This is a genomic window from Polaromonas sp. DSP2-3-2b2 (genome assembly GCF_049895905.1).
Classification (GTDB): domain Bacteria; phylum Pseudomonadota; class Gammaproteobacteria; order Burkholderiales; family Burkholderiaceae_C; genus Polaromonas.
The window spans coordinates 291893-307612 of record NZ_JAFCTH010000001.1 but is presented as its reverse complement, the minus strand read 5'-3'; the positions used below and the strand labels follow the sequence as shown (position 1 = coordinate 307612).

The following is a 15720-nucleotide window of genomic DNA, read 5'->3' as shown; positions in this document are numbered from 1 at the left end:
GCCTAATCTCTCGCTCCACTGGAGCCGCGCCGTAAACCCAGGTTGAGGCACATGGCGCATCATTGCAGCCCGGACTTTACGGCGCTTGCCTCCGCAGACCGTTAGCTCGAATGTTGTGTGTCCGCTTCTTCCTGAAGCGATCGGCAGCTTCTGGCCGATACCGGAAGTTCATTGTCTAAGCACCAACGACCGCTCACGCTGCAATACAGCCAGTCAGCCATGCCGGCTCGTCCCTATGCTTAGAACAGGCTGCTGCCTTTCTGATGCTCCGGCTGAACCTACCCAAACCCATAAAGGATAATGCCCGCCATGAGCGGCAATACCTTTGGAAATCTTTTCGCAGTCACCAACTTTGGTGAATCCCACGGCCCGGCCATTGGCTGCGTGATCGACGGCTGCCCGCCGGGCATGCTGCTCAGCGAAGCCGACATTCAGGGCGACCTGGACCGGCGCCGGCCCGGCACCAGCCGCCACGTCACGCAGCGCAACGAGCCTGACGCGGTCGAAATTTTGTCGGGTGTTTACGAAGGCAAGACCACTGGCACGCCGATCTGCCTGCTGATCAAAAACACCGACCAGCGCAGCAAGGACTACGGCAACATCCTGGAAACCTTCCGGCCCGGCCATGCCGACTACACCTACCTGCACAAGTACGGCCTGCGCGACCCGCGCGGCGGTGGCCGCTCGTCCGCGCGGCTGACGGCGCCCATGGTGGCGGCCGGCGCGGTGGCCAAGAAGTGGCTGCTGGAGCAATACGGCACCACTTTTCGCGGCTGCATGGCGCAGATCGGCGAGGCCGTGATTCCGTTCGAGTCCTGGGATTTTGTAGCCCGCAACCCTTTTTTTGCCCCCATGGCCGACGTGTCCTACCTTGAAAACTACATGGACGCCCTGCGCAAGGCCGGCGATTCCTGCGGCGCGCGCATCCGCGTGGTGGCCTCTGGCGTGCCGGTCGGCCTGGGCGAGCCGCTGTTTGACAAGCTGGATGCCGACATCGCCTTTGCCATGATGGGCATCAACGCCGTCAAGGGCGTGGAGATTGGCGCCGGTTTTGCGAGCGTGACGCAGCGCGGCACCACCCACGGCGATTCGCTGACGCCCGAAGGCTTCCTGTCGAACAATGCCGGCGGCGTGCTCGGCGGGATCAGCACCGGCCAGGACCTGGAAGTGTCGATCGCCATCAAGCCGACCAGTTCCATCATCACGCCGCGCCAGTCCATCGACATCCACGGCCAGCCGGCCGAAGTGGCTACCCGGGGCCGGCACGACCCCTGCGTCGGTATTCGTGCCACGCCGATTGCCGAGGCCATGCTGGCGCTGGTCGTCATGGAGCATGCGCTGCGCCAGCGCGCGCAGTGCGGCGATGTGAAGGTCGGCACGCCGGACATCATGCGCCCCCAGGCCTGAGCGGGCGGGCTGCGCACCCGCCCACGCTGGCGGTTCTGGGGCCGAAGCGGGGAATTTGCCTACAGCACGGAAAAAATCAGCGCCGTAGACTGAGCCTTCTGATCATTCAGGAGGCATTCATGGCAAACACCCCATCGCGCTCACTGCCGGACGACGGCGCCCAGGCCGTCGTTGACAAGCAACGCAGCATCCAGCAGCAACAAGACGCATGGGGTAAACATAGGCGTGACTGCGAAGGGATTCAAACATGGGGCTGGGAATGGTTTACTCAGCGGGCGGCAGACCGGCCTGAAACCATGTCAGCCGCTTTTTCCGCCAGCATGATGGTTGGCAAGTTTGTGTTGGCCGAGGTGATCTGCGGCATCACCGACGCGTCCATCACACGCAGGTTGCGCAGGCCGTGAACTCTGAACGCCGCGTCCACCGCCGCATCGGCGCCCAGCCCCATTCGGCAAGTTCCCACCGGGTGCCATACGCTGCCACTGGTCGCCCGAATAGCGACCCTCAGGGCAGCATCCGATGTGGCATGGGCCCCGGGGGTGATTTCACCATGTAACAAATCTGCCAACGGAGACCTGCTCCCCGGCTTGCTTATGTTCCGCACCGCCGCATCGAGTTGCAGAAAAGTACCTCAGAGACCACATGCAAATTAATTGCTACCCGCCAGCAGCGCTAAAAAATCTTGTTCACTTGCCGTCAGCCCCGCCTTGCGTTTGGTCGCGCCTGCTGAAGTTTTACGACTTTCAGGTTCGCCCGCAAGTAACGCCAACACGCGCGGATGCACATACGATTTTCGGCATACCGCTAGCGTGTTGCCGAGCAGGTCAGCCACTTCAGCCAGCAGCCGGTTTGCCTGGGCAGCGGTGGGCTGTAGCTGCTCCGCTTCTCCAAGCTTGCGCCACAGCCGCAAAGCCAGCACGCTGCCGTGCCAAGTGCGGAAGTCTTTAGCGGTAAATTTTCCTTTGCAAGCGGCCTCCAGGTAAGCGTTGACATCCGATGAGCCGACGCTTTGCACCTCGCCTTTATCATCTACACAGTGGAACAATTCCTGCCCGGGCAGCGCCTGGCAGCGGCGTACGATACGTGCGACACGCGGGTCCGCAAGCGTTACGTCGTGCTGGACACCGCTTTTACCGCGAAAGCGCAGGCGCAACTGGCTGCCTTGAACATCAACATGGCGTTTGCGCAGTGTGGTCAAGCCAAAAGAGCCGTTGCTGCGGGCGTATGCGTCGTTGCCCACCCGCACTAAAGTTGTGTCGAGTAAGCGCACTATTGCGGCTAAAACGGTACCGCGCTGGGCGTCCGCGCCCGTACTAGCAGCCAGGTCGCGTTTGACTTTGGCCCGAATGCTCGGCAATGCAGCACCGAATTCGGGCAGGCGGTCAAACTTGGTTTCACTTTTGACCAGTCGCCAATCGGCGTGGTAGCGGTACTGTTTGCGGCCCCGCGCATCACGCCCCGTGGCCTGAATATGGCCTTGCGGGTGTGGGCAAATCCAGACCGCGGTGTAGGCCGGCGGAATCGCCAGTTTCTGGATCCGCGCCAGATGTTTGACGTCGCGCAGCTGTTGGCCATTGGCCTGCCGATAAACAAAATTTTTACCGCGCTTTGTGCGGGTAAAGCCGGGCATTTGGTCGCTGGCATACAGCAAGCCCTCGGGCATGTCGATGGATTGCAAGGCAGAGCCGGGCTTCATGCTTGCCAAGTTACCGCAACAATTGCCCCAGCGCAAGGACGCACAAGGCGTTCACCTACACCGCGACAGCCACTACGACCACGGCCGTGCATGTGGTTTGCGGCATTTAATTTGTGACGGGTTATAGGTTGCTATCGCAGCCACCCGTAACTGGAATCAGCAGTATTTCATGACCGCTAAAAAATCCGGCCTTTACGCCAATATTCACGCAAAACAAGAACGCATTGCCAGCGGCAGTGGCGAGCATATGAACAAGTCAGGCAGTAAAGACGCGCCCAGTGCCGAAGACTTTAAGAAAGCAGCCAAAACTGAAAAAAAAACGCCAGCTAAAGTCAGCAAATAGGGCTTTGTTCGCTCATTTTCGCTTCCCTGTAGGACTGCCAATCAGTCGCCCAATCAAACATTCCTATGCGGGCGTTTGAAACAACTGCCGAGGCCATGCTGGCGCTGGTCGTCATGGAGCATGCGCTGCGCCAGCGCGCGCAGTGCGGCGATGTGAAGGTCGGCACGCCGGACATCATGCGCCCCCAGGCCTGAGCGGGCGGGCTGCGCACCCGCCCACGCTGGCGGTTCTGGGGCCGAAGCGGGGAATTTGCCTACAGCACGGAAAAAATCAGCGCCGTAGACTGAGCCTTCTGATCATTCAGGAGGCATTCATGGCAAACACCCCATCGCGCTCACTGCCGGACGACGGCGCCCAGGCCGTCGTTTATAAGCAGCGCAGCATCCAGCAGCAACAAGACGGCAAGGACGCCGCGAAATCCGAAAAAGACGGTGGCGCAGAAAGCAAGAAGCCACCCGTCCAGGCCGGCCCGACCCAGCAGCCCGAGCCGCCGCTCCCCGCGCAGCATCTCGAAAAACCGGGGCTTGAAGCCGACATGCAGTTGCAGCCCCGGTTCATGGCCGAAGGCTACAAGGGCAGCGGCAAGCTCGAAGGGCTGACCGCGCTGGTGACCGGCGGCGACTCGGGCATTGGCCGGGCGGTGGCGGTGCTGTTTGCCCGGGAAGGCGCCGACGTGGCGATTTTTTACCTGAACGAACATGCCGATGCCGAGGAAACCAAACGCTGCATCGAGGCCGAGGGCCGGCGCTGCCTGCTGATGGCCGGCGATGTGAAGGACGCGGCCTTCTGCCGCAAGGTGGTCGAAAAAACCGTCAGCGAATTCGGCAAGCTCGACATCCTGGTGAACAACGCCGCCTTCCAGGCGCATGCCGATTCGCTTGAAGACATCACCGAAGAGCGCTTCGACGAAACCCTGCGCACCAACGTCTACGGCTATTTCCACATGGCCAAGGCCGCGCTGCCGCACCTTCAACGCGGGTCGTGCATCATCAACACCGGCTCGGTCACGGGGCTGGAGGGCAGCGCACAGCTGCTCGATTATTCGGCGACTAAAGGCGCGATCCATGCCTTCACCAAGGCGCTGGCCAGCAACCTGATCGAGAAGGGGATTCGCGTCAATGCGGTGGCGCCCGGCCCGGTCTGGACGCCGCTGAACCCGGCGGACAAGGATGCTGAATCGATCCAGAAATTCGGCGCGGCCACCGACATGAAGCGCCCGGCGCAGCCCGAGGAACTGTCGCCCGCCTATGTGTTCCTGGCCTCGCCGGTGTGCGCCAGCTACATCACCGGCATCGTGCTGCCGGTGACCGGCAGCGTGGGCGCTTGAGCGCTGAAAACCATGAATTAGTGATGAAATAGGCCGTTTGCGCACTACTGGAAAGCGTAAGCAGCTATTAAATAAGTAGCGACATGGCTTGCCATTCAGACCGACTGGCGTGTAAGGGTGTCGATCCGCTGACCGCGCAACGCGGTCATTTTTGCGATCTGATCGTCGGTCAGGCTGCGCCGATAATCACCGTGGCCGACGCCCTGCAACGCCTGCGCACCGTCCAAGCCGTGCGGCGCTCGATAGCCAGCGACCAGACCGTCGCCGTGCAGGCGTTGACGTAACCACCGGAAGAAAACCTGCATGCCCGTGATTCACAAGTTTCTGATTGATGAGCGCGAAGTCGAGCTCAGCGCCATCCGGGCGCAGGGCGCGGGCGGGCAGAACGTCAATAAAGTCTCCAGCGCCGTGCATTTGCGCTTTGACATCAAGGCCTCGTCGCTGCCCGACGGGATCAAGGAACGCCTGCTGTGCCTGAGCGACAGCCGCATCACCCAGGAAGGCGTGCTGGTGCTCAAGGCGCAGCAGCACCGCACCCAGGAAATGAACCGCGCCGATGCGCTGGCGCGCCTGCAGCAGGTGATCGATGGCGTTTCCAACCCGCCCAAAGCCCGGCGCGCCACCAAACCCACCTATGGTTCCCGTCAGCGCCGGCTCGAAGGCAAGAGCCAGCGCTCGGCCACCAAGGAACTGCGTGGCAAGGTGAACAAGGAATAGTGGAGATGAAAGCTATTTATTTGATAGCTGCAGGTGCCCGATATATATGCGCTAGAGGCATATTTGATCAAATAAAATTGACTCCGTTCGTGCGGCCTTTGCCTGCGTGATGTCTGCGGCCACATCGACCTGCCGCGCGATAAGCCGGACCCGATGGAGTTGGCGCCGCTGGTCGTCGCCCACTTGGGCCTCATGGACCGCGCCTGTTTCCAGGCCGGGCGCGACTGATTCCCTTGCGCTTCTGATAGCCTCTGCAGCCTGGCCGCACGGACTGGACCGTGCGGCGTCCCAATGAAAGCAGCGCATGGAATTGAATCTGGAAGTCGTCACCACGCCCCTGCGCCCGGCCGCCACGGTGGTCCTGCTGCGCGATGCGGCTGCGGGCCTGGAGGTGTTTTTGATGAAACGCCACACCTTGTCCGACGTGCTGGGTGGCGCCTATGTGTTTCCGGGCGGCAAGGTCGATGCGGCTGATGCCGAACTGGATATCGCGCATCTGGACCAGCCTTTGCCGGTGCTGCATGCCGGCCTGAACGAGGCCGACATCGACGAGCGCACGGCGGGCGGGCTGTACGTGGCGGCCATGCGGGAAGCTTTTGAAGAGTCGGGCGTGCTGTTTGCGCAGGGCTTGGGCGCGCAGGACATTGACACGGCGCGGGTGGCCGCGCTGCTGCGCGAAGGCCACGGTTTCAACGCGGTGCTGGCCCGGATGTCGCTGCGCCTGCAAACCCGCAGCCTGGTGCCCTGGTCGCGCTGGATCACGCCGACAGCGCCCTCGGTCATGAGCAAGCGCTTCGACACCCGCTTTTTCGTGTCGGCTGTTCCCGCCGGGCAGGTGGCGGTGCATGACAACCATGAAACCACCGACAGCATCTGGCTCAGTCCGCGTATGGCGCTGCAGCAGTACTGGGATGGCCAGATCGCGCTGGCGCCGCCGCAGATCATGAGCCTGGCGCACCTGTCGCGCCATGCCAGCGTGGACAGCGTGCTGACACAGGCGCGCAGCCGCCTGCCGCCGCTTATCCAGCCCGAGCCGTTTGATCTGGAAGGGGGCCGGGTGATTTGCTATCCGGGCGATGTGCGCCACCCGGTACGCGAGCTGGCCATGCCCGGCCCGACGCGGCTGTATTACCGCAACCAGCGCTTTGAACCCGGCGATGGCTTTGATAGCCTGTTCGATTGAGGCGCTGGCGCGCAGGTATAAACCAGCGATGACGCCTGAACCGCCTGTTGAACTACCCCTTGAGGCGCAAGCCCTCCTGACAAGCGCAACCCGCGCGCGAACCCCTTGTGGTACGGGCACCATGGTCTGGCACCTGTGGGGCAAGGACACTTGCCATCCGGCCCTGGCGCCACTGGTGTTGCTGCATGGCGGCAGCGGCAGCTGGACACACTGGCTGCGCAATATTACGCCGCTCGTTGACGCCAGACGCTGGGTGCTGGTGCCTGATTTGCCGGGTTTTGGCGATTCTGCCGCGCCCTTGCACGGCACGGATGCCGATGCGCTTCCCGAGCTGGTGGAGCAAGGCCTGAAGTGCCTGTTGGGCGATGCGGCTGGCGATCTGGTCGGCTTTTCGTTTGGCGGCATGGTGGCCGGTTTCATCGCCGAGAAGTTTGCGGCACGGGTGGCGCGGCTGGTGCTGGTAGGCGCGCCGGGCCTGGGCATTGCGCCGCAAAAAGCCATCCGGCTGCGTGCCTGGCGGCATCTTGACGATGCGGGTGAGCGCGATGAAGTGCACCGAAGCAACCTGTCCGCGCTGATGCTGCTGCATCCCGAATCCATCACCGAAACGGCCTTGCGCCTGCATGTGGCGAATGTGCTGCGCGACCGCATGAAGGGCCGCAGCCTGTCACGCACCGATGCGCTGGCCCGGTCACTGGCGCAGGTGCAATGCCCGGTGCAGGCCATTTACGGCGCTGAAGATGCGCTGTACCGGGGAAAGATGGAGGCGCTGGAGCCGGCTCTGCGGCTGGCGCCCGGTTTCAGGGCGCTGACGCTGGTTGAAGGGGCAGGGCACTGGGTCCAGTTCGAGCGGGCCGAAGCTTTTGACGCGGCGCTGCTGGCCGCGCTCCATCAGGACTGAACAGCTGCCCGGAGCTTATTTTTCGATGGCCAGCAGTTCGACTTCAAACGTCAGCGTGGCATTGGGCGGCACCGCATTGCCCGCGCCGCGATCACCATAGGCCGTGGCGGGTGGGCAGGTCAGTGTCGCCTTGCCGCCGACCTTGATCTTTTGCATGCCTTCGGTCCAGCACGGCACCACGCGGTTTAGCGGGAACGAGGCGGGCGTGCCACGCTTGATCGAGCTGTCGAATTCCTTGCCGTCGGCCAGCGTGCCGCGGTAGTGAACCTTGACCGTGTCTGAGGCCTTGGGTTGAGCTCCCGTGCCATCAACCGTGTGGACGATCTTCACGCCCGAAGGCAGGGTTTCGGGCGGTGCGACGGCGAAGGCGCTGGCGGCAAAAGCGGCGAGGGCGAGCAGGGAGAGTGTTGATTTCATGGGAGTTTTCTGTGAAGGGTGGATGGAGTGAGGTGGAATTGCCGTTGCGGCCACCGCTGGCCCTCACCCCGGCCCTCTCCCAGAAGGAGAGGGAGGCATGCGGGTTCAGGCGTAGTCGGCCACCGGAATGCAACTGCACGACAGGTTGCGGTCGCCATAGACATTGTCCACCCGACCGACCGGCGGCCAGTATTTCACCGCCTTCAGGCTGGCCAGCGGGAAGGCGCCGGTTTCGCGGGAATACGGCCGGTCCCAGTCGGCGCCCAGCAGGCTGGCCGCCGTGTGTGGCGCATGCTTCAAGGGGTTGTTATCCTGCGGCCAGTGGCCGTTTTCGACCTGGCGAATTTCTTCGCGAATGGCGATCATGGCGTTGATGAAGCGGTCCAGCTCGGCCAGGCTTTCGCTTTCGGTCGGCTCGACCATCAGCGTGCCGGGCACCGGAAAGCTCAGCGTCGGCGCATGAAAGCCGTAGTCCATCAAGCGCTTGGCGACGTCTTCGGCCGTTACGCCGCTGGTATCTTTCAGCGGGCGCAGGTCCAGGATGCACTCGTGCGCGACATGGCCGTTTTCGCTGGCGTACAGCGTCGGGTAGTGGTCTTTCAGGCGCGCGCTGATGTAGTTGGCGCTCAAAATCGCCACTTCGGTCGCCTGCTTTAGTCCTTCGGGTCCCATCATGCGGCAGTACATCCAGCTGATTGGCAACACGGCGGCATTGCCCAGCGGCGCGGCTGAAATCGCGCCGACGCCGTTGACATGAATACCCGCCGTGGCATGGCCGGGCAGGTAAGGAACCAGATCGGCCACGACGCAGACCGGACCGACGCCGGGTCCGCCGCCGCCGTGCGGAATGCAGAAGGTCTTGTGCAAATTAAGGTGGCTCACGTCGCCGCCGAATTCGCCCGGCGCGGCCGTGCCGACCAGCGCGTTCATGTTGGCGCCATCGACATAGACGCGCCCGCCGTGCGAATGCACCAGCTGGCACAGTTCCTTGACGTGGACTTCAAACACGCCGTGGGTGCTGGGGTAGGTGATCATCACGCAGGCCAGGTTGGCACTGTGCTTCTCGCACTTGGCCTTCAGGTCGGCCATGTCCACGTTGCCCTGTGCATCGCAGGCCGTCACGACCACCGTCATTCCGGCCATCTGGGCGCTGGCCGGGTTGGTGCCGTGGGCCGACGACGGAATCAGGCAGATGTTGCGGTGGCCCTGGCCGTTGGCTTCAAGGTAGGCCTTGATGACCAGCAGCCCGGCGTATTCGCCCTGCGAGCCGGCGTTGGGCTGCAGGCTGATGCCGGCATACCCGGTGGCCTGGCACAGCCAGTCGCGCAGCTGCTGGTCGAGTTCTGCATAGCCCTGCAACTGCTCTTGCGGCGCGAACGGGTGGATGTTGGCGAATTCGGGCCAGGTGATGGGAATCATCTCGCTGGTGGCATTGAGCTTCATGGTGCAGCTGCCCAGCGGAATCATGCTGCGGTCCAGCGCCAGGTCCTTGTCCGAGAGCTTGCGGATGTAGCGCAGCATGCTGGTTTCGCTGTGGTGGGTGTTGAACACCGGATGCGTCAGGAAGTCGCTGGTGCGGCGCAGCTCGGCCGGGATCAGGGTCGCGATGCCCGGCTCGAAGCGGCTCACCACCGGCACGGTCTGGCCGGGCTTGGCAAAAAACGACCAGAGCAGTTCGATGTCGCTGCGGCTGGTGGTCTCGTCGAGCGACACGCCAAGGTGATTTTTTAAGCGAAAACGCAGGTTTGCGCCCGACTGGCGGGCGCGATCAGCTATTGAATTAGTAGCGTCGCCGGTCTTGACCGTCACTGAGTCAAAAGCGCCCTTGTTGGTGATGTCATAGCCCATTTCGCGCAGGCCATGGACAAAAATCGCGGTGTAGGTGGCCACGCGCTCGGCAATCCGCCTCAAGCCTTGCGGGCCGTGGTAGACCGCGTACATGCTGGCCATCACGGCGGGCAGCACCTGCGCGGTGCAGATGTTGGACGTGGCTTTCTCGCGGCGGATGTGCTGCTCGCGCGTTTGCAGCGCCAGCCGGTAGGTCGGGTGGCCATGGGTATCGACACTGACGCCAACCAGCCGGCCGGGCAGCGAGCGCTTGAATTCGTCGCGGCAGGCCAGGTAGGCCGCATGCGGGCCGCCATTGCCCATCGGCATGCCAAAGCGCTGGGTGCTGCCCAGCACAATGTCGGCATCCCATTCGCCGGGCGGCGCCAGCAGCGTCAGCGCCAGCAGGTCGGCGGCTACGCACAGGGCCGCGCCATTGGCATGCGCCACGCCCGCCAGCGGCCGCAGGTCGTGGATGGTGCCGCTGGTGGCTGGGTACTGAGCCAGCACGCCGAAGTAGTTGCCTTGCGCCATGAGCTGCGGCACGGTGTTTGACAGGCTGCTGACCTTGACCTCGATGCCCAGCGGCCGGGCGCGCGTCTGGATCACTTCGATGGTTTGCGGATGGCAGTCGCCGGCGACGATGAAGACGTTGCTTTTGCTTTTCACGCTGCGCTTGGCCAGCGTCATGGCTTCGGCTGCGGCGGTGGCTTCGTCGAGCATCGACGCATTGGCCATCGGCATGCCGGTCAGGTCGCAGACCATGGTCTGGAAATTGATCAGTGCCTCCATGCGGCCCTGCGAAATCTCGGCCTGGTAAGGCGTGTAGGCGGTGTACCAGGCGGGGTTTTCCAGCACGTTGCGCAGAATCACGCCGGGCGTGTAAGTGCCGTAATAGCCCTGGCCGATGAAGCTCTTGAACACCTTGTTCTTGGCCGCCATCGCCTTGAGCTGCTTGAGCGCGGCCGCTTCTGTCACAGGCGGCGGAATTGCCATCGGGCTGCTGCGCGCAATCGAGGGCGGCACGATGCCGTCGATCAGCGAGCGCAGCGAGGCCGAGCCGACCACGCCGAGCATGTGGACTTCATCGGCATCGTCAATGCCGATATGGCGGGCAATGAATTCGGAAGGATTTTCAAGCGCGCCCAGCGGCGTGGCGGATGGCTTCAACATGGCAGGATCCCTGGGTCAGGCGTTTTCGGAGAAAGCGGTATAGCTGGTTTCGTCCATCAGGGCATCGAGCTGCGACGCGTCTGAAAGCTTGACCTTGAAAAACCAGCCGGCGCCCAGCGGGTCTGAATTGGCCAGCGACGGGTCGCCGCGCAGGGCTTCGTTGACTTCGATGACTTCGCCGCTGACCGGCATGTACACATCGGCGGCAGCCTTGACCGACTCGACCACGCCGGCGGTGTCTTTCTGGGCAAAGGTCGCGCCGACTTCGGGCAGTTCGACAAACACCACATCGCCCAGCGCATCCTGCGCGTGAACGGTGATGCCGACGGTGGCAATGTCGGCATCAAGCTTGAGCCATTCGTGGTCTTCGGTGTACTTGACGGTCATGCGGGTTCTCCAGGAGGGTGTATGAAAAAAGGAAGGGAAAGGATAAATCAGCCGCGGTGATAACGGGTGGGCACGAAGGGCATCGCCGTGACTTCCATCGGCACCGGCTTGCCGCGCACCATGGCATTCACGCGCGTTCCGATGGCCGCCAGATCGGGCTGCAGGTAGCCCATGGCGACAGGCTGGTTGATCGTGGGGCCCAACAGGCCGCTGGTGACTTCGCCTATGGGCGCGCCATCCAGGCTGTGCAGAGCCGTGTGGTCGCGCACCGGAATGCGTTCCAGCGCCGTCAAACCGACGCGTTTTCGCGTCAAGGTGGCCGGGTTGTCCAGCTGGGACAGGATTTTGTCGGCACCGGGAAATCCGCCCGCCCGCGCGCCGTTGCTGCGCCGGACTTTCTGAATTGCCCAGTTCAGGCTGGCTTCGACCGGCGTGGTCGTGGTGTCGATGTCGTTGCCGTACAGGCACAGGCCGGCTTCGAGCCGCAGCGAGTTGCGCGCCCCCAAGCCGACCGGCTTGACTTCAGGCTGGGCCAGCAGCGCGCGCGCCAACGTATCGGCCTCTGAGGCATGCACAGAGATTTCAAAGCCGTCCTCGCCGGTGTAGCCGCTGCGGGTCAAAAAGCAGTCGCAGCCCGCGACGTTGAAGCGGCCTCCGGTCATGAACACCAACTGCTCAACACCGGGCGCCAGGCGCTGCAGGGCGGTGACCGCCTGCGGCCCCTGCAGCGCCAGCAGCGCCATCTCGGGCATGGGAATTACATCGCAGCGCTGGCCGATGTTGGCCTGGATATGGGCGATGTCGCCCGCCTTGCAGGCGCCGTTGACGATGACGAAGATGTCGCCGCCGTTGGCGTAATCGCGGTTGAAGAACATCAGGTCGTCGATGATGCCGCCGTCGTCGTTCAGCAGCAGGCCGTAGCGCTGCTTGCCCGGCGCCAGCCCGATCACGTCCACCGGCGTCAAGCTTTCAAAGGCGGCGGCTGCGTCCGGCCCTACCAGCCGCAACTGGCCCATGTGCGACACGTCGAACAGGCCGGCGGCGTTGCGGGTGTGCAGGTGCTCGGCCATCAGGCCGGCCGGGTATTGCACCGGCATGGAATAACCTGCAAACGGCACCATGCGGGCGCCAAGTTCCACATGCAAATCATTCAGCGGCGTGTTGAGCAAGGGGGCTGACGGGGCAACGGACATGGCATTCTCCAGGGGCAAACATGAATCCATGGCCAAAAACCATGGGCTGCCCCTGCTGTCCTCTTTACCTGAGAGATTCGCCTGGCGATGCAGGTTTGCTCCTTCGGTGGACCGCCTTGACAACGGCCTCTCTCCAGTAGGGAACGCCCTGCAGTGTCGATACAGCGGGGCGGTTGCCAGTCCTTTTGCCTGAGCGTTCAGTCCACCATTGGGGGTGGCGCATGCGCCTTCGGCGGTTTTCTCTGGGAAAACTCTCTCCTGACGCTTTTAAGTGTAGCCGAGCAACGCCGCGCTTTCGAAGGTTCTATTTGGCCTACAACAGGTCACGCAATGCCAGCAACAACTGCGGCACATAGGCTATCACCATCAGGCAGGCCAGAATCACCAGCACGAAATTTCGCGGTAAATCACTAAGCCGACCACCATGGCATAAAACACCGTGACGGTTGCGGCTTCGGTCGGCGTGAAAATGCCGCCGTAAATGTCGCCAAGAATGATGTGCTGGTGATGGGTCGCAAAAGTTTTTCGATTACGACAATGCGCCGCAAGAATTTTCATTCTTGCTGCAGGCCTTGTCCTGACGCGCGCAGGTTTTCGCTCAAAAACCCGCTAATTTCGTGGTTACGCAAGCAGTTGATGCCCTGCAAATGGAGTCGTTCCAATGTTGTTACATGCATCTGCAGATTTTGGATGACAAGTAACGTGGACAATTCGGGAGAAGTTTCCCGGCCCGTTGCGGCATGCTTGACGCCTTGTAAATTGTTGTACGTCCTGTGCGCAGGCTTGATATAAAGTCGCCTCAAGGCTCCGCATTTCATCGATGCTATCGGCATCGCAGACGACGAAACATACTCAAGGGGAAGAAAAAATGCAGAGTCATATGACTCCTGTGTCTGGCGATTCCGGGCACTATCTCAAGCTGATCGAAGGTGCCGCGGCCATTCGACGACACATCGACCTACTTCAATGGTTGCAGGGCGACGTTCAGCAATGCATGCCCCACGAGATTTTGCTTGCGGGATGGGGAAATTTTCAGGAAGGCTCAATCCGGCACGACATCGTGTCTAGGCTGCCGGGCGTGCGTTCCTACGCCGTTGGCACTGATGGATTGCCGTTTTTGTTGGGAAAATTCCACGAAAGCTGGGTTTTCGGAGGCAGGCAGCCAAGCAGCTTGGACTTTCGCAACTTTGAATACCTTCTGGGCAACGCCAGCCTGCCCGGTTCATTCAGCAGCGCCTTGCGCAACATGCGTTGGGGACTGATTCACGGCATGCGCGACGAACGCGCTCAGTGTGAGTGCCTCTACGTCCTGCTCAGCAGCCAGGCCATTCCGCCGGAGCCTGCCAGCACCGCCATTAAAGTGCTGATGCCGGTGATCGACAGCGCATTGCGCCAGGTGACCCAGCTGCCGCAGCAGCAAAAACCCTTTCCGAAATCCCTTCGGGTCGGCCAGGACGAAGCCTTTGGCCTGAGCGATCGTGAAATCCAGATCATGGACTGGGTCGCCATGGGAAAAACTAATTCCGAAATTGGAAGTATTTTGAATATCAGTGGGTTTACGGTAAAAAATCACATGCAGAGGATTTTTCAGAAATTAAATGTATTCAATCGTGCCCAGGCCGTTTCAAAAATTAACGGGGTAACCTTTAATGGTTGAAATTCATGGGACAAAGTCGGCTGCTGCCTGGAAAAATAACCGGGAGCCACGCTCGGGTCTGGGCAGAAGCTATCTTTTTAGAATGATTGAAAGCGCTCTTGATCCAGCTATTTTAATTTTATCGCTCTGGGTTCTGGCATTTTATTTTGAGGGATCGATCAATCCGCCCTATCTGATTCTTTCGGTGGTTGTTTTTTCCCTGACATTTCCTGGTGCCTCGCGATTGAGATTGTCCGTGGAGCGGATGATTTTCAATATTTTGTTCCACTGGTTCTGGATCGCCGGGCTTTTGATTCTGGTGGGGTTTGCAACCGATTATCTTTTCAGATTTCCGGTAGGTGCCACCATTAACTGGTTATGGATTGCCCCGCTTGCCCAGATCGCTGGAAACCTGACGCTTCGTGCAACCACCGCCAAACTGTTGAAAATGCAAGGCCCTGCCCAGAGGGTCGTTATCGTCGGCATGAACACTCAGGGCGTTTCGCTAGCCGAGAATATCAGCGACTCTGCTTATTCGGGTATGGAAATACGAGGCTTTTTTGACGATCGCAGTGAAGTAAGGCGGGACGAACAGGGCAACTACAAGCTTTTGGGAAAAATAGATGAGCTTGCCGGTTATGTCAAAAAGTACCGGATTCAGTACATCTACCTGTCCCTGCCCATGATTGCACGTCCACGGGTTTTGCAAATTCTTGATGACCTCAAGGACACCACAGCTTCTATTTATTTTGTTCCGGACATGTTCATCACGGACCTGATTCAAGGGCGAAGCGACTCGGTATGCGGTGTCAACGTGATCTCTGTCTGTGATACACCATTCAGGGGTCTCAATGGGATTTTGAAGCGTGCAAGCGACATCGTCCTGTCCTTGCTCATTCTTGTGCTTGTTTCTCCGGTCATGATTCTTATTGCCATCATGGTCAAGCTGGGTTCCCCAGGACCCGCTATCTTCAAGCAACGCCGGTATGGCCTTGATGGTGAGCAAATCCTCGTCTTTAAGTTTCGGTCAATGGCCGTGGCGGAAGACGGCGGTGTCATTCAGCAGGCGAAAAAAAATGACCAACGCATCACAAAGCTGGGTGCGATCCTGCGAAGGACTTCTCTGGACGAATTGCCGCAGTTTTTCAACGTGTTGCAAGGACGAATGAGCATCGTGGGTCCGCGACCCCATGCAGTCGCGCATAACGAGATGTACAGAACCCTCATCAAGGGTTATATGGTGCGGCACAAAGTCAAGCCGGGGATTACCGGCTGGGCTCAGGTAAACGGGTATCGCGGAGAAACCGAGACATTGGACAAGATGCAAGCGCGAATTGATTATGATCTCGAATATTTGAGAAACTGGTCCTTGCAACTGGATCTTTTCATTGTCCTGAAGACCATCCGGCTGGTCTTCAAGGACAGTGCAGCGTATTGAAGAATAATTTTCAATGGATCAAAAGAACTATTGCTGAGATCATTAAATTAAGGTTAAGATCGTAATAGGTGTAAC

16 protein-coding genes, 1 pseudogene and 2 riboswitches are annotated in these 15720 nt (G+C 60.7%); of the genes and pseudogenes, 9 read left to right on the top strand and 8 right to left on the bottom strand.

What is annotated here, in order from left to right; genetic code table 11:
* The first annotated feature begins 309 nt into the window (after positions 1 to 309).
* Positions 310 to 1407, top strand: a complete 1098-nt coding sequence (gene aroC / locus ACP7AD_RS01465) for a chorismate synthase (RefSeq protein ID WP_426146744.1) — start codon at positions 310 to 312, stop codon at positions 1405 to 1407.
* A gap of 268 nt (positions 1408 to 1675) precedes the next feature.
* Here aroC and ACP7AD_RS01460 read toward each other — a convergent pair whose 3' ends face one another.
* Together ACP7AD_RS01460 and ACP7AD_RS01455 are read right to left on the bottom strand one after the other, a co-directional pair.
* Positions 1676 to 2011: a GMC oxidoreductase gene (locus ACP7AD_RS01460; protein WP_426146746.1), complete on the bottom strand. Its 336-nt coding sequence runs from the start codon at positions 2009 to 2011 to the stop codon at positions 1676 to 1678.
* A 45-nt stretch (positions 2012 to 2056) separates the two neighbouring features.
* A complete protein-coding gene (locus ACP7AD_RS01455; protein ID WP_426146748.1) occupies positions 2057 to 3103 on the bottom strand; it encodes a DNA topoisomerase IB in 1047 nt (348 codons plus the stop codon).
* Between the two features lie 169 nt (positions 3104 to 3272).
* On the opposite strand from ACP7AD_RS01455, the gene ACP7AD_RS01450 reads away from it, so the two are divergent.
* The 3 genes from ACP7AD_RS01450 (at position 3273) to ACP7AD_RS01440 (ending at position 4773) form a co-directional block, all read left to right on the top strand.
* A complete protein-coding gene (locus ACP7AD_RS01450) occupies positions 3273 to 3446 on the top strand; it encodes a hypothetical protein (RefSeq protein ID WP_426146750.1) in 174 nt (57 codons plus the stop codon).
* Positions 3447 to 3511: 65 nt separating this feature from the next.
* Positions 3512 to 3640: a hypothetical protein gene (locus ACP7AD_RS01445; protein ID WP_426146752.1), complete on the top strand. Its 129-nt coding sequence runs from the start codon at positions 3512 to 3514 to the stop codon at positions 3638 to 3640.
* 119 nt (positions 3641 to 3759) lie between these two features.
* Positions 3760 to 4773 carry an SDR family oxidoreductase gene (locus ACP7AD_RS01440; RefSeq protein ID WP_426146754.1) on the top strand — a complete coding sequence of 338 codons (1014 nt, stop codon included), beginning with the start codon at positions 3760 to 3762 and terminating at the stop codon, positions 4771 to 4773.
* A 95-nt stretch (positions 4774 to 4868) separates the two neighbouring features.
* Here ACP7AD_RS01440 and ACP7AD_RS01435 read toward each other — a convergent pair whose 3' ends face one another.
* The gene (locus ACP7AD_RS01435; RefSeq protein WP_426165946.1) at positions 4869 to 5078 is read right to left on the bottom strand and encodes a hypothetical protein; all 210 of its coding nucleotides are present in this window, start codon (positions 5076 to 5078) and stop codon (positions 4869 to 4871) included.
* Here ACP7AD_RS01435 and arfB point away from each other — a divergent pair.
* The 3 genes from arfB to ACP7AD_RS01420 all read left to right on the top strand — a co-directional run bounded on the left by arfB (position 5077) and on the right by ACP7AD_RS01420 (position 7574).
* On the top strand, positions 5077 to 5490 hold the full coding sequence (arfB, locus tag ACP7AD_RS01430) for an alternative ribosome rescue aminoacyl-tRNA hydrolase ArfB (protein WP_426146757.1): 414 nt from the start codon (positions 5077 to 5079) through the stop codon (positions 5488 to 5490). The genes ACP7AD_RS01435 and arfB overlap by 2 nt on opposite strands.
* Positions 5491 to 5794: 304 nt before the next feature.
* Entirely contained in the window at positions 5795 to 6673 is an 879-nt protein-coding gene (locus tag ACP7AD_RS01425) for an NUDIX hydrolase (protein ID WP_426146759.1), read from the top strand.
* A 28-nt stretch (positions 6674 to 6701) separates the two neighbouring features.
* Positions 6702 to 7574, top strand: a complete 873-nt coding sequence (locus ACP7AD_RS01420; RefSeq protein ID WP_426146761.1) for an alpha/beta fold hydrolase — start codon at positions 6702 to 6704, stop codon at positions 7572 to 7574.
* A gap of 15 nt (positions 7575 to 7589) precedes the next feature.
* Here the strand turns inward: ACP7AD_RS01420 and ACP7AD_RS01415 are convergent, their stop codons facing one another.
* From ACP7AD_RS01415 to ACP7AD_RS01395, 5 genes and pseudogenes are all read right to left on the bottom strand, one after another.
* Positions 7590 to 7991 carry an FKBP-type peptidyl-prolyl cis-trans isomerase gene (locus tag ACP7AD_RS01415; protein ID WP_426146762.1) on the bottom strand — a complete coding sequence of 134 codons (402 nt, stop codon included), beginning with the start codon at positions 7989 to 7991 and terminating at the stop codon, positions 7590 to 7592.
* A 105-nt stretch (positions 7992 to 8096) separates the two neighbouring features.
* Complete coding sequence (gene gcvP / locus ACP7AD_RS01410) at positions 8097 to 10991, bottom strand: aminomethyl-transferring glycine dehydrogenase (protein WP_426146763.1); 2895 nt, start codon at positions 10989 to 10991, stop codon at positions 8097 to 8099.
* Between the two features lie 15 nt (positions 10992 to 11006).
* Positions 11007 to 11378: a glycine cleavage system protein GcvH gene (gene gcvH / locus ACP7AD_RS01405; RefSeq protein ID WP_426146765.1), complete on the bottom strand. Its 372-nt coding sequence runs from the start codon at positions 11376 to 11378 to the stop codon at positions 11007 to 11009.
* 47 nt (positions 11379 to 11425) lie between these two features.
* Complete coding sequence (gcvT, locus tag ACP7AD_RS01400; protein ID WP_426146767.1) at positions 11426 to 12571, bottom strand: glycine cleavage system aminomethyltransferase GcvT; 1146 nt, start codon at positions 12569 to 12571, stop codon at positions 11426 to 11428.
* A 45-nt stretch (positions 12572 to 12616) separates the two neighbouring features.
* Positions 12617 to 12718, bottom strand: a riboswitch (glycine riboswitch).
* A 20-nt stretch (positions 12719 to 12738) separates the two neighbouring features.
* A riboswitch (glycine riboswitch) is annotated at positions 12739 to 12842 on the bottom strand.
* Between the two features lie 122 nt (positions 12843 to 12964).
* A pseudogene (locus ACP7AD_RS01395) lies at positions 12965 to 13069 on the bottom strand (TRAP transporter large permease subunit); the annotation flags it as partial.
* 370 nt (positions 13070 to 13439) lie between these two features.
* Here ACP7AD_RS01395 and epsA point away from each other — a divergent pair.
* On the top strand, positions 13440 to 14228 hold the full coding sequence (gene epsA, locus ACP7AD_RS01390) for an XrtB/PEP-CTERM-associated transcriptional regulator EpsA (RefSeq protein WP_426146769.1): 789 nt from the start codon (positions 13440 to 13442) through the stop codon (positions 14226 to 14228).
* On the top strand, positions 14221 to 15645 hold the full coding sequence (locus ACP7AD_RS01385) for an undecaprenyl-phosphate glucose phosphotransferase (RefSeq protein ID WP_426146770.1): 1425 nt from the start codon (positions 14221 to 14223) through the stop codon (positions 15643 to 15645). The genes epsA and ACP7AD_RS01385 overlap by 8 nt, the downstream gene beginning before the upstream one ends.
* Positions 15646 to 15720 lie beyond the last annotated feature (75 nt).

Coding starts and splice junctions, on each gene's coding strand:
- aroC (WP_426146744.1), top strand. CDS start 310: ATGAGCGGCAATACCTTTGGAAATCTTTTCGCAGTCACCAACTTTGGT.
- ACP7AD_RS01455 (WP_426146748.1), bottom strand. CDS start 3,103: ATGAAGCCCGGCTCTGCCTTGCAATCCATCGACATGCCCGAGGGCTTG.
- ACP7AD_RS01450 (WP_426146750.1), top strand. CDS start 3,273: ATGACCGCTAAAAAATCCGGCCTTTACGCCAATATTCACGCAAAACAA.
- ACP7AD_RS01445 (WP_426146752.1), top strand. CDS start 3,512: ATGCGGGCGTTTGAAACAACTGCCGAGGCCATGCTGGCGCTGGTCGTC.
- ACP7AD_RS01440 (WP_426146754.1), top strand. CDS start 3,760: ATGGCAAACACCCCATCGCGCTCACTGCCGGACGACGGCGCCCAGGCC.
- arfB (WP_426146757.1), top strand. CDS start 5,077: ATGCCCGTGATTCACAAGTTTCTGATTGATGAGCGCGAAGTCGAGCTC.
- ACP7AD_RS01435 (WP_426165946.1), bottom strand. CDS start 5,078: ATGCAGGTTTTCTTCCGGTGGTTACGTCAACGCCTGCACGGCGACGGT.
- ACP7AD_RS01425 (WP_426146759.1), top strand. CDS start 5,795: ATGGAATTGAATCTGGAAGTCGTCACCACGCCCCTGCGCCCGGCCGCC.
- ACP7AD_RS01420 (WP_426146761.1), top strand. CDS start 6,702: ATGACGCCTGAACCGCCTGTTGAACTACCCCTTGAGGCGCAAGCCCTC.
- ACP7AD_RS01415 (WP_426146762.1), bottom strand. CDS start 7,991: ATGAAATCAACACTCTCCCTGCTCGCCCTCGCCGCTTTTGCCGCCAGC.
- gcvP (WP_426146763.1), bottom strand. CDS start 10,991: ATGTTGAAGCCATCCGCCACGCCGCTGGGCGCGCTTGAAAATCCTTCC.
- gcvH (WP_426146765.1), bottom strand. CDS start 11,378: ATGACCGTCAAGTACACCGAAGACCACGAATGGCTCAAGCTTGATGCC.
- gcvT (WP_426146767.1), bottom strand. CDS start 12,571: ATGTCCGTTGCCCCGTCAGCCCCCTTGCTCAACACGCCGCTGAATGAT.
- epsA (WP_426146769.1), top strand. CDS start 13,440: ATGCAGAGTCATATGACTCCTGTGTCTGGCGATTCCGGGCACTATCTC.
- ACP7AD_RS01385 (WP_426146770.1), top strand. CDS start 14,221: ATGGTTGAAATTCATGGGACAAAGTCGGCTGCTGCCTGGAAAAATAAC.